The organism is Empedobacter sp. R750, assembly GCF_030324345.1.
In the GTDB taxonomy this organism is placed as follows: domain Bacteria; phylum Bacteroidota; class Bacteroidia; order Flavobacteriales; family Weeksellaceae; genus Empedobacter; species Empedobacter falsenii_C.
Genome location: NZ_JACAGF010000011.1, coordinates 74,573 through 87,493, shown reverse-complemented (window position 1 = coordinate 87,493; position 12,921 = coordinate 74,573). Strand labels below are relative to the sequence as shown.

The window sequence follows — 12,921 nt, the reverse complement described above, 5'->3', positions numbered from 1 at the left end:
AGATACCCCTTTGTCAAGTGAAATGAGGTATTTTATGAAATTGCTAACGTTTAAATGTTTATTTTTGACAAAAGACTTATAGATATTATCAAGTTTTTTAATACTTATTTGAAAAATAAAATGAAAACGAACCTACTCATTTTGTCCGCTATTTTTACACTTTTTAGTTGTAATAAATCCGAACAAAAAATTGAAGAATCTGCTGAAATAGAAAAGATTGATTCTGTTGCAAAAAAACAATCTCCAGAATCTGAAATTCCAAAAGAATTGATAAAAGCTCCTGATTTTTCTTTGGCTGATATCAACGGAAAACGATTTGATTTATCAGATTTCAAAGGAAAATATGTGTATATGGATATTTGGGCAACATGGTGTGGACCTTGTAAAGTGCAAATTCCTTTTATGAAAGAATTGGAAAAACAATTTCATGATGCACCAATTCATTTTGTAAGTGTTTCTTTGGATAAATTAGAAGATAAGCCAATTTGGGAGAAAATGGTGAGAGAAAATCAGATGTCTGGTGTGCAGTTATTTGCTGGAAGAGAAGATAATTTTGGTTTTGATTATAAGATAGAATACATCCCGACTTTTATTATTTTAGACAAAGAAGGAAATATTATGATTGATCGCGCACCTGCACCGATGGATTATCAAACAGGAGAAATCAATCAACAATTGGTTGATATTTTCAAAATGATGAAATAAAGAAAAAATAGTTTTTAAAAATGCCTCTAAAATTATGCTTTTTAGAGGTATTTTTTTTTATTAAAATCAAAAGCATGTAAGTTGATATTTTTTTAGTTTTTTTTAATGTATGTAGATTTATTTTCTTAAATATGTTTTAATAAGTTGTTAAAATGGTGTTTTTATTGATTATTTATTAAATAATTTCGTTTATTTTTTTCGTATTGATATTAAAAATGTATGTTTGTATTACTAATATTTAATGAATTAATACATGAAGAAAATTTTACTATTATGTGGTATGGCGCTAGGTATTGGCGCGAATGCACAAGTCTCAGTTAAAGAGGGGTTCGAAGGAACAGCGCTTCCGACGACTTGGGTTGGAGCTGGAGGTTATACACCAGCTAGCTATACAGGAGTGTATAATAATGCGGGGTGTACTGGAGCTGACAGAGCTTGGGGAGCTGCTTTAGTGGGAACTGCTGCCTCTGGAAAAACAGCTACTCTTACTTATACTAAGCCTGCTGCGATGGTGACTAATGGAAAGCAAGTTGACATTAGCTTTGATTATGTCATAGAGGATTTCTTACAAAATAATGTAGGGGAACTTAAAGGAGATATTCTTGTACAATATTCTACTGCTTCAACAGGGACTACTTTTACAACAGTTTCTACGATTCCATATAGTGGAACAACAGGTGAATGTGTACATGTTACAGCCTCTATAGCTGATGGAATTGTTAATGGAGCAAATTTTAGGTTTAGAATTTCAGTAACAAGTTCAAGTGCGAATAATACTAACGGAGCATTAGTATTCTTTGATAATATTTCTATTTTACAAAAGGTTGATGCTCTTCCAAGTTGTACTACTCTTTCTACTCCAGTAGATGGTGCGACAGGTGTTTTTGTAAGACCAACTTTTACATGGGGAATTGCTGCAAATGCACATGCTTACAAATTGTATTTAGGAAGTGTGTCAGCGAATTACAATGTAATAAATGGAGAAGAACTATCTTCAGGTTATATGTTACCTGCAGCTCAAGCGTTGGCGGCTAATACGAAATATTTTGCTAAAATTGTTGCAACTAATAGTTTAGGAGATGCTGTAGGTTGTGTGGAAACTACATTTACAACAGGTGAAAATGCGCTTGCTCCATATTGTGGACCGATCATTACTACTATTCCTGCTCAGATGTTCCCAATCAAATCATTCAAATTTGGAGATATTGAAAAAATATCTGATGAAGCGGCTACTACTTTTGGAACGTTTGAAGCTCATCAAAATTTTACAACAACAAAATTCGAAATGAATGATGATGTAACGTCAGTGCCATTTACTTTATCAGGAATAGGATCGGGAAGTAATAATTTTGCTGCTGCGATATACGTCGACTGGAATGAAGATGGTGATTTTGATGATGCGGGAGAAGCTTATTTCAATACAACAACAACAATGTTGGTGTCAAATGTTGTAACAGGTGGTGTAATTAATTTAAAAGGAGATTTAGCTATTCCAACAGGTGTTAAAGCCGGAGAGAAGAGAATGAGAGTGAAGTATAATTTCACAAATACTTCTGTTATTCATAATGCTCTTTCTACAGCTTGTTCAGATATTGGAAATGGTCAAGTAGAAGAGTATACAATTAATGTAAAATCTACTGCACTTACATATTGTGATGCTCAAGCGACTTCTACAAGTAATAGTTTTGAAAGAATTGTTAATGTTAAATTCGCGGATATAGATAATGCTTCGACAGCTTTATATAATAATAACGGATACGAAGATTTCACTAACATTGTAGGGAATGTTCAAACTAATAATAAATACCCAATTGAGGTTAAGATTTCTAATTTCTATGGTGATAAAACAAGTGTTTGGATAGATTATAACCAAGATGGAGTGTTTACAGATAACGAAAAAACAAATATGACTGTAAACGCAGCTACATCAACTGGTGTTGTTAAAATTCCTTCTGATGCAAAATTAGGAAAAACTCGTATGAGAGTTAGAACGACTTATTCTACAGATCCTCAACCATGTGGAAATACTACATTTGGTCAAGTCGAAGATTATACAATTGATATAAAAGAAGGGGTAGCAACACTTCCTGATTGTGTTACAATTACAGCTCCAACAAAAGATGCAGTTAATGTAGCAACAACTACTAAAATTACTTGGAATACTGTTGATAATGCAGATAAGTATAAAGTTTATATAGGGACTTCTTCTGGAGTTTATGATATAGTAGATGGAAAAGAAGTTACAGAAACAAGTTATGCTACTTCTATGGCTGCTAATACGAAATATTTTGTAAAAGTGGTAGCTTCAAATGAAACAGGTGATGCAACAGGATGTGAAGAGATTTCATTTACAACAGCTGCTAACTATACTTATTGTAACAACGGAATTAATATGATTTGTAACGATGGTGATGTTATTGAAAATGTAACATTTGCAGGAGTTAATAAAGATTCTAGTTGTAGTGGAGCAACAGGTTATTCTGATTTCACATCATTGGTTGCAGAAGTGTCTACTGGAGGAACTTATCCTATTTCTGTAAAAGTTGGACCTTCAGGTGATGGTTGGTTATATGAATCTGTAGGTGTGTGGATTGATTTTAACCAGAATGGTACTTTTGAAGAAAATGAGTATACTTACGTAGGAACAGGACTTGCAGAAGTTCTTACTAAAGATATAATTATTCCTGCTGATGCAAAATTAGGAAAAACAAGAATGAGAGTTGTATTATCTGCATCAAAAGCAGATGCTTTTGGTCATCATTTCGCTTGCGGACCAAATAATGCAAACGAGGCATATGGTGAGATGGAAGATTACACTGTTAATGTAGGAAAATTAGGTGTGTCAGATATGAGTAAAACTACGATATCAATATATCCTAATCCATTCAAAGATGTGTTAAGAATCTCTGATGTTAAAGATGCTGTTTCTATTGTTGTTACTGATCTTTCTGGAAGAACATTAGCAAATATGAAACCAGCTACAGAGCTTAATTTATCAGCACTTAGCAAAGGTGTTTATATTGTAACAATTAAATATGCTGATGGAAGTACTAAGACAACAAAAGTTGTTAAAAACTAACTTTAGATATTAATTTTAATAACAAGCGCCACCCAATTTGGGTGGCGTTTTTTTTGATATAATTCTAATCGTTTATAAATTAATGAAACTCTGAATCTTAATGATAAACCTAAATTGTAAAGCTAAAACATATATACATCATATAATTCAGCTTAAAACCTAAGCTTTAAAATGAAAAAGGATATCATCGTTATTTATTTTTTTTTATTAATCTAATTTAGTAAGTTAAGTGTTGATTTTTAAGTGTCTGTTGGTGTGTCTAGTAAATGTGGAAGATTTATAAATGAGATAATGAAAGTTTGTTAAATTAGGATTTGATTAGTTTAAATAATTAAATGTTTTCTAAAACGATGAAATAAAAAAAGCTTCCTTTTGGAAGCTTTTTTAAGTTTATTGAAATTATTATGCTCTAACTTTTGTTTTCAAATTAATTCGTTGTCCAACTCTAGGTTGTTCACCTGGTTCCATACGATTTAGCTTGTATAGATTGTTAACTCTCACACCAAAACGTTGCGAGATCGTGTACATATCGTCACCTTCTTGCACTTTGTACGAATAATCAGAACCTTTTGTTTTCTTTTTTCCGAAGAATACAATTTGTCCATCTTTCAATTTAGAACCCATTTGTATTTCATTGAAATTCGCAATATCCGAAGGAACTTTGTTGTACGTTTTAGAAATTGTCGCAATTGTTTCTCCTGCTTGTGCAACGATATAAGGAATATTATTTTTATGATTTTTGATGCGCGTTGTCGGAGTTTGCGTACGAGTTTCGTAGGTAATCGTTTTAGTATTATTTACGATTGGCTCACTTTCTATAACATTATTTTTTGGTTGATAAGACGCTAATGCAACTTCTTCTTTGATGGTTTTTGGCTCTTTTTTCGTTTTAGATTTTGACGAATTATTTGCCAGCATCATATCATCTTGATTGTTGTATAACGTGTACAATTTTGCATAAACTTCTTCTGGAGAAATCTTATCAAATTGATCTAAATTATATTTCTCAATTCTTGAAATTAATTTTGACGCATATTTTGGATCAGTTGCATAACCAGATTTTTTAAGACCATTAGCCCAAGCATTATAATCTGTCGGATCTAAAATAAACAAAGCTTTGTAATATGGTCTTAACGCCAAAAATTTAGAATGATCTCTATAACTTTCTTCAACTGAAGAATATTTTCTGAAACATTCGCCTTTTGCATCATCATCGTGATAAATTCGAGGTTTATCCAACGACCATTCTTCAGGACCTTTACATTTTATTCCGAAGTGATTATTGGCTTGATCGGCTAATTTACTTTGTCCGCCGCCAGTTTCCAATAAACCTTGAGCCAACGTAATACTTGCCGGAACTTTGTAAAGTTGCATTTCTTCAACAGCTAAAATAGCGTGTTTTCGAATGTAAGTTATGTCTCTACTTTCTTGTGCTTGCGTCGAAATCGTCAACACTAAGCTAAAAACGTATAACAATTTTTTCATTCTATAATATTTTTGTTCTTCTTCTTTAAAAGTTTGTTCATTCCTTCAATTCCTTGCAATCCGCCTGTATGAACCAAAAGAATTTTAGAATTATCACTAAAATAATGATTTTTAATTAATTGAAAAATTCCAAAAACCATTTTTCCAGTGTAAATAGGATCCAATTGAATATGGTTAATTCGCTTGAAATCATTTACAAAAGTAATTAATTCATCCGAAACTTTCCCATATCCGCCAAAATGATAATCATTAAAAATAGTAAAATTCGTTTTATTTGTCAATTTTTCGATTTCATTTTGGATAAAATTTCCCTTTAAACTCGGAAAACCTAAAACTTTTTGATGAGGTTTCGAACTTTCAATCAATCCAGCAATTGTTCCACAAGTTCCGATTGCCGAAGCAATAAAATCATATTCGAAACAATCATCGTACAAAATTTCTTCGCAACCTTTTATCGCAAAATCATTTGTGCCTCCTTCTGGAATAACGTAAGTATTTGGGTATTTAGTGTTTAAATGATTAATAAATTCTACTTCATCCTTTTTTCGGTATTCTTCCCTCGAAATAAAATGCAATTGCATTCCACATTTTTTTGCAAAACGTAATGTAGGGTTTTCATCGATTTTATCTTTCAATTCTTCTCCACGAATAATGCCAATAGTTTCGAAATGATGAAGTTGACCAGCTGCCGCCGTTGCTGCAATATGATTGGAAAAAGCACCACCAAACGTTATCAATTTTTTGAAACCTTGTTTTTCAGCTTCAATAAAATTATATTTCAGTTTTCGGTATTTATTTCCAGAAATTTCGGGATGAATCAAATCTTCTCTTAATATAGAAAGTTGAATATTTTGAGAAGTTAAATGTTTGATGTCAATGTTCTGAATTTGAGCTTTATAATCGTTCCAAATCATTAGATGTATTTTAGAAAACTATAAAATTTTCGTTTTTTCAAATAATTCAAATTGTGTTCGTTTGCATAAGCTTCACGCTCAAAACTAATATTGCGATAAGCTTTGTGTTGATCGCGATATTGAATTAATCGGATCGCATATTCAATCAAATAAAAAGGATAGAAAAAAACAACCAAAAGTTCGAGTTGCTGAATGATATGAATGGTTTCGTGATTGATTAAAACTTCATCATTTTTCAGTTTTTTATCTCTCAAAAAAATGAAAGGAAAAATGGTGATTCCAATAAAATTTTTTCGGAACAAATGACTCAAAACAACTACAAACATGATTTAGGTAATTCGATTTTGTTGCAAAATTAATCAATCTGAGAAGATATTGATTTAAAAAGCGTTAAAAATCGTAAATTTAGAAGATGTTTCACAAATAATTATCATACCAAAATTAATGATAGTTTATAGATAAAAGTTGTAATTTCACAGCATTAGAAATGAAAAAGTTTGAAGAAGGAGATTATTATTTATCTCCAGAAGGTTTCAGAATATTTACTGAACAATATCTAAAAAGAAGAGGATATTGTTGCAAAAGTGGATGTAAACATTGTCCGTATGGATATGACAAAAAAACAGATAAAATAAAGAATAAGAAATAATTATATGAAAATAACATCAACGGTTTTTGCTTTGTTAATAGGAAGTTGTGTTTTTGCGCAAATGAAATTTCCTGCGGTAAGTTCTCATGCTGAAGTTGAGCAAAAAGTAGGTTTAACAGAATTTGAAATTGAATACAATCGACCAAATGTAAACGGAAGAAAAGTGTTTGGAAAATTGGTTCCGAATGGAGAAGTTTGGCGAACTGGAGCGAATGAAAATACGGTCATCAAATTTGATAAACCAATCAAAGTGAATGGACAAGAGTTGGCTGCTGGCGAATATGCGTTGTATAGCATTCCGAACAAAGAGGAGTGGGATGTGATTTTTTACAAAGACACGAAAAACTGGGGAAATCCGAAAGAGTGGAAGGAGTCAAATATCGCGTTGAAAGTGAAAGCTTCGTCAACAAAATCGATGAACAATAAGACTGAAACGTTTGAGATTCGTTTTACAAATGTGACGCAAAAATCAGCGAATTTGGTTTTAGCGTGGGATAATACAACGGTTGTTTTGGATATTGAAACGAATACAATTAATGAAGTTTTGAAAATGATTGGAGATCAATTGAACGAAAATTCTTCTGCAAGAGATTTTTACAATTCAGCAAACTTCTATTATTCGAATAAATTGGATCGAAATCAAGCGCTGAAATGGGTCAATACAGCTTTAGAAAAAGATGCAAATGCGCCAGATTATTACAAAGAATTGAAAGTTAATTTGGAAAAAAATAAATATTAATAAAAAATCCCTTCGTTTATTGAAGGGATTTTTTTATTGAGTAATATTCTTCTTTAAGATAATTTGTAGGTAAGAAAACATCAACGCAGTTGACCAGCCTACCATCATAATTCCGTTTATAGCTTCTAATCCAGCCATAATTTTCCATTCACTATCAATCACAACATCACCGTAACCAACGGTTGTAAAAGTGATTAATGAAAAATAGATTGCTTCTTGAAAACTATATAAATTGTCAATATTTGGATTGAAATAAAAAGTAGCCGCCCAAATTGTACATTGTGCACCGTGCAATAAAGTCAAGAAAGATACTGAAATTGCCATTTGCCAAAGCACTTCACTAAACGTTAATCGTTGTTTTTTGAGATTAAATTTATGCAGATATTTTAGCGAATAAACTGTAACAGTTGATTGTAAAATAACATTTAGACAAATAATCAATACACCAAAACATATAATTAGAAACATATTTTTATCAATTATAGATGAATGCAAAAATATAAAGAATAAAATTTATAAAACACTTTTTGAAGCGAAAAATTTCGTAAATTTAATAGAGAAGGAAAATCTAGATATCCTAAATATTTGATAAAATCTGGATTAATAAAGCTTTATTACTAATTTTGTAACGCTAAAAATACATATTTCAACGAATGAAAATTAATTTTAAATATATTTTGATGTGTTTCGGAGTAGCTACAATTGGCTTGACTTCGTGTGCTTCAAATAAAAGTTCGAAAAAAATAGTTTATAAAAAAGTAGAATCAAAACAGCCTACAAAACCTGTAGAATCTACGCAAACAACTATTCCTACTACACCAAAAACTGAACTTCCGAACAAGAAAGATGAAGTTTTTACGGTGAAATTACCAGAAGTAAATCGTGAATTCCGCGCGGCTTGGGTGGCTTCTGTTGCAAATATTAACTGGCCTTCTAAAAAAGATTTAACGACAACGCAACAAAAAGATGAGGCGATAAAGTTGTTGGATATGTTAGAAGCAAACAATTTTAATGCAGTTATTTTTCAGGTTCGTCCAGCGGCAGATGCTTTGTACAAAAGTAATTTTGAGCCTTGGTCTTACTTCTTAACTGGAGAAGAAGGAAAAGCGCCTTCTCCATATTATGACCCGTTAGAGTTTTGGGTGGAGGAAGCGCATAAACGTGGAATTGAATTGCATGTTTGGTTAAATCCTTACAGAGCGCATCACAGTAGTGGAGGGCCGGTGACAAGCGAGTCGATGGTGAAAAGATCGCCAAGTAATGTGGTGAGATTGAAGAACGGTATGTATTGGTTTGATCCTGCTGACAAAAAAACGCAAGATCACGTTTCGGAAGTTGTTCGTGATATCGTTTCGCGTTATGATATTGATGGTGTTCATTTTGATGATTACTTTTATCCCTATGCATCTTACAACGGTGGTGCAGATTTTCCAGATAATTCAACTTGGAATGTTTACAAAAATAATGGAGGAACATTATCGAGAGCAGATTGGCGTCGTCAAAATGTGAATACAATTATCGAAAGAATTTACAAAGAAATCAAAGCAGAAAAACCTTTTGTAAAATTTGGAATTAGTCCTTTTGGAATTTGGAAACCAGGTTATCCTGCTGGAATTACAGGTTCTTCGCAATATGATGAATTGTATGCAGATGCAAAATTATGGCTGAATAAAGGTTGGGTTGATTATTTTTCGCCACAATTATATTGGCCAATTAATTCGACAGGACAAAGTTTTCCTAAATTATTAGAATGGTGGAAATCAGAAAATACACATAACCGTCATCTTTGGCCAGGTTTGAATACGGTAGAAGTGAAAGTTTCGGATAGAACAACTGAGATTACAAATCAGGTAAAAATGGCTGGAGAGATTTTGCAAAATAATGTGGGTGTTATTCACTGGAGTATTGCTGGATTGACAAAAAATCCTTCGATGTTGAGCTATCTGAAAGAAGGTCCATACAAAACCAAAGCTTTGGTGCCAACTATGAATTGGATTAAGGCAGATCGTTTGGCAAAACCAAGTTTGTCTGTAAATGCAAAAGCATCAGAAGTTGTGATAAATTGGAATGATTATAAAATGAATTCGAATATATCGAAATGGATTTTGTACACACGTTACAACAACGATTGGGAAACATCTATTTTGGATAAAACCAAAACAAACCAAACAATTTTGAAACATAAAGATGGTAAAAGCTTAACGGCAGTCGCACTAAAAGCTGTCGATCGTTTAGGAAACGAAAGTGATTACGTGGCTCAAAAAATTAATTAAGAATAGAATTTCTCTTGATATGAATCCTCAACTTTAGTTGGGGATTTTTTTGATTTAGAACTTTGTTGTTTTTGTATATTTGGTGATTAAGAGTAATATAAAATAAACATGTGTAACAATTTGCACTTTGAAAATTATATAAATTATCAAAATCAAGAAGTTTGGGATAAAGTTAATAGCATTTATAATATTAAATTAATTTATAATTCTTCTGAGTATTCTTGGGCAAGTAAAACAGAAGGAAATTATGCAGAAATTGTTACTCCAACTTTAGAGATAGATTTAGAATCTTTTACTCATGAACTTTTACATATTTATTTAGATTATCTTGGATTAACTAAGTATGATGATTTTATTAATTCTAAAACAGGTAAAAATAGTTTTGAATTATTAAGGTATAAAAGTGATCTAGCTTCATTTATTTACAATTTAGCATCACATAGAAAAATGTTTCCTTATTATAATAAAATGGGATTTTGTAGTAAAAAATTTGTACAAGAAAGAATTAATTTCAATGACAATTTATTGATACAATTAGAAAATTTGTCACATAATAATTGTCAAATTGATTTTATACATAATTTTATTGGTAACGTTTATTCTTTAATGAATAATGTCGTTAAACAAGATGAAAAAAAATGTAAAAATTTTCTTTTTAAACTTCGGAAAGTTAAACCTGAATTATTTGATATAATTTATAACTTCGACTTTGAATGGACAAAAAGTAAAGATCTTAACCTTCTACATTATTTTATAGAATTTGAAAATGATTTAGAGATTTGGCTTATTAAAAATAATTTAACTATTGAAAATAATTACTGTAGACTATATTAGATTGTTATTGATACATAACACAAATCCTCAACATAATTTGAGGATTTGTTTATTTTTTTCTCTTTAAAATATAATAAAGCGCATCGTCATCATTTTCTTTCGATGTGTAGGCAAATTGAAATTCATATCCATTTGCAGACATAAAATTTAACGCATCAATCATTGAATTAAATTTCACTGCAATTCCACGTTCATCTTTTATTTTCAAACCATTTTTAAAGGAAATTGATTTAGTTTCTTGTCCAAAATCCAAGCGAATATTCATTTTTGTACTCAAACCTCGTCCAGTTCCAATAATCTGTACATAATCAACATTAATATCTTTAATCGGAACATCATTTACAGTTTGAGCAAACGAAAAACTTCCGATGAATAATCCCAAAATAAGTGCTAATTTTTTCATGAGTTTTTAATTTTGATAAAGATATTTATTTTCAGATAAAAAGAAAAAAACCGATTCTACAGAATCGGTTTTTTTATGAAGTAATAGTTTTACTCGATTTATTTTAATCCCCAATCAACGGCAAAAACAGCTTGTAAAGCGGCAGTTTCTGTACGAAAACGTTGATGTCCAAGACTAATTCCTGTAAAATTATGATCTTCTGCAGCGAAAATTTCATCTCGCGAAAAATCACCTTCAGGACCAATCATAATTAAAATTTTCTGCGGATTATTTTCCAAAACTGTTCGTAAAGGTGTGCGTTCAATATCTGCTTCGCAATGCGCAATACATTTCGTGAAACCTTCAAAATTCTGCTTGATAAACTCATTGAATTTTGTCAAATCATTTACTTTTGGCAAATACGCTTTCAACGATTGTTTTGTTGCAGACTGAACAATTTTTGCGATTCGTTCAATCTTAATATTTTTTCGTTCCGAATGAAAAGTTTGCAAAAATGTAATTTCATCAATACTAATTTCGGTTGCTTTTTCCAAGAAAAATTCCAAACGTTCCATCGTTTTTGTTGGTGCAATTGCAACATGTAAATAGTAATTTTTCTGCTCGAAATTTGTTTTTAAATCAATTACTTTTCCTTCAACTGCTTTTTTAGAAATTGATGTAATTTCAACTTCAGCCAAATTTCCTTTTCCATCTGTTACATGCACCAAATCGCCTTCATTTCCGCGTAAAACTTTCGCGAAATGATGACTTTCTTCTTCGTTCAGAATAGCCGTTTCTTGATGAATTTCTCCAAAAAATAATTTCATTAAATATGGTATTTAGCCACAGATTTCGCTGTGTTTTCTGTAAATAACTCTTGATCAAATTTTAAACTTCCAACCATTGCAATCATCGCCGCATTATCTGTTGTGTATGCAAATTTTGGAATAAAAGTTTTCCAACCAAATTCTGTTTCTCCATCTTTTAATCGTTGACGGATTTCAGAATTTGCCGAAACTCCTCCTGCAATCGCAATTTGTTTAATTCCAGTTTCGTCCGAAGCTTTTTTTACTTTTTCCATCAAAATATTAACAATAGAATGTTGAATAGAAGCGCACAAATCGTCAATATTTTCTTCGATAAAATTTGGATTCGCTTTAACTTCTTTCTGAATAAAATATAAAATTGACGTTTTGAAACCGCTAAAACTAAAGTTTAAACCTTCAATTTTTGGTTTTGCAAATTTGAATTTTGTAGGATCTCCAATCTTAGATTTTTTGTCGATAATTGGACCTGCAGGATAAGGTAAATTTAAAATTTTACCCGCTTTATCAAACGCTTCACCAGCTGCATCATCAATCGTTTCTCCTAAAATTTCCATCTCAAAATAATTATTGATTTTTACGATTTGAGTATGTCCACCAGAAACCGTCAAACATAAAAATGGAAAAGTTGGTTTTTCGTCATTGGCATCTTCAATAAAATTTGCCAAAATATGTGCTTGCATGTGATTAACTTCAATTAACGGAATATCCAATGATTGACTGAAAGATTTCGCAAAACTTCCGCCAACCAAAAGCGATCCCATCAATCCTGGACCACGCGTATACGCAATTGCTTTAAGTTCTTCTTTGTTAATATTTGCCTGTTTTAGGGCTTGATCTACGACGGGAACAATATTTTGTTGATGTGCTCTCGAAGCTAATTCTGGTACTACGCCACCATATATTTCGTGAATTTTTTGGCTTGCCACAACATTAGAAATAATTTTATTTCCGTCAATAATTGCTGCGCCTGTATCATCACAAGAAGATTCTATGGCTAAAATGTAGTTTTTATCGCTCATAATTCCTTGTAGAAT

General features: G+C 31.4%; 13 protein-coding genes. 6 read left to right on the top strand and 7 right to left on the bottom strand.

Going from position 1 to position 12,921, the window contains the following annotated elements; translation table 11 throughout:
• The first annotated feature begins 120 nt into the window (after positions 1–120).
• Positions 121–705 carry a TlpA family protein disulfide reductase gene (locus tag HXZ74_RS12165; protein WP_280061957.1) on the top strand — a complete coding sequence of 195 codons (585 nt, stop codon included), beginning with the start codon at positions 121–123 and terminating at the stop codon, positions 703–705.
• 253 nt (positions 706–958) lie between these two features.
• On the top strand, positions 959–3,784 hold the full coding sequence (locus tag HXZ74_RS12160; protein ID WP_286475631.1) for a GEVED domain-containing protein: 2,826 nt from the start codon (positions 959–961) through the stop codon (positions 3,782–3,784).
• Positions 3,785–4,186: 402 nt separating this feature from the next.
• On the opposite strand, the gene HXZ74_RS12155 is transcribed toward HXZ74_RS12160, so the two are convergent.
• From HXZ74_RS12155 to HXZ74_RS12145, 3 genes are read right to left on the bottom strand one after another with little or no spacing between them, the layout of a single operon-like run.
• Positions 4,187–5,269, bottom strand: a complete 1,083-nt coding sequence (locus tag HXZ74_RS12155; RefSeq protein ID WP_114999984.1) for a glucosaminidase domain-containing protein — start codon at positions 5,267–5,269, stop codon at positions 4,187–4,189.
• Positions 5,266–6,183 (bottom strand): 1-aminocyclopropane-1-carboxylate deaminase/D-cysteine desulfhydrase, encoded by a 918-nt coding sequence (locus HXZ74_RS12150; RefSeq protein ID WP_114999986.1) that lies wholly within the window; start codon positions 6,181–6,183, stop codon positions 5,266–5,268. The genes HXZ74_RS12155 and HXZ74_RS12150 overlap by 4 nt, the downstream gene beginning before the upstream one ends.
• Entirely contained in the window at positions 6,183–6,509 is a 327-nt protein-coding gene (locus HXZ74_RS12145) for a hypothetical protein (protein WP_114999988.1), read from the bottom strand. Before HXZ74_RS12145 ends, HXZ74_RS12150 begins: the two co-directional genes overlap by 1 nt.
• Before the next feature lie 161 nt (positions 6,510–6,670).
• On the opposite strand from HXZ74_RS12145, the gene HXZ74_RS12140 reads away from it, so the two are divergent.
• Together HXZ74_RS12140 and HXZ74_RS12135 are read left to right on the top strand one after the other, a co-directional pair.
• Positions 6,671–6,832, top strand: a complete 162-nt coding sequence (locus tag HXZ74_RS12140; protein WP_180906370.1) for a DUF5522 domain-containing protein — start codon at positions 6,671–6,673, stop codon at positions 6,830–6,832.
• Between the two features lie 4 nt (positions 6,833–6,836).
• On the top strand, positions 6,837–7,571 hold the full coding sequence (locus HXZ74_RS12135; protein ID WP_286475629.1) for a DUF2911 domain-containing protein: 735 nt from the start codon (positions 6,837–6,839) through the stop codon (positions 7,569–7,571).
• Positions 7,572–7,604: 33 nt separating this feature from the next.
• Here the strand turns inward: HXZ74_RS12135 and HXZ74_RS12130 are convergent, their stop codons facing one another.
• Positions 7,605–8,039 (bottom strand): potassium channel family protein, encoded by a 435-nt coding sequence (locus HXZ74_RS12130; RefSeq protein WP_280036098.1) that lies wholly within the window; start codon positions 8,037–8,039, stop codon positions 7,605–7,607.
• A gap of 185 nt (positions 8,040–8,224) precedes the next feature.
• Between HXZ74_RS12130 and HXZ74_RS12125 the strand changes: the two genes are divergently transcribed.
• A complete protein-coding gene (locus tag HXZ74_RS12125; protein WP_286475627.1) occupies positions 8,225–9,844 on the top strand; it encodes a glycoside hydrolase family 10-like protein in 1,620 nt (539 codons plus the stop codon).
• A 108-nt stretch (positions 9,845–9,952) separates the two neighbouring features.
• Positions 9,953–10,678 (top strand): hypothetical protein, encoded by a 726-nt coding sequence (locus HXZ74_RS12120; RefSeq protein WP_286475625.1) that lies wholly within the window; start codon positions 9,953–9,955, stop codon positions 10,676–10,678.
• A 49-nt stretch (positions 10,679–10,727) separates the two neighbouring features.
• Here the strand turns inward: HXZ74_RS12120 and HXZ74_RS12115 are convergent, their stop codons facing one another.
• From HXZ74_RS12115 to tsaD, 3 genes are all read right to left on the bottom strand, one after another.
• Positions 10,728–11,081 carry a hypothetical protein gene (locus tag HXZ74_RS12115; RefSeq protein WP_286475623.1) on the bottom strand — a complete coding sequence of 118 codons (354 nt, stop codon included), beginning with the start codon at positions 11,079–11,081 and terminating at the stop codon, positions 10,728–10,730.
• A 98-nt stretch (positions 11,082–11,179) separates the two neighbouring features.
• Complete coding sequence (locus HXZ74_RS12110; RefSeq protein WP_286475621.1) at positions 11,180–11,887, bottom strand: RsmE family RNA methyltransferase; 708 nt, start codon at positions 11,885–11,887, stop codon at positions 11,180–11,182.
• Positions 11,887–12,906, bottom strand: a complete 1,020-nt coding sequence (gene tsaD / locus HXZ74_RS12105) for a tRNA (adenosine(37)-N6)-threonylcarbamoyltransferase complex transferase subunit TsaD (protein ID WP_280045759.1) — start codon at positions 12,904–12,906, stop codon at positions 11,887–11,889. Before tsaD ends, HXZ74_RS12110 begins: the two co-directional genes overlap by 1 nt.
• Positions 12,907–12,921: the final 15 nt, after the last annotated feature.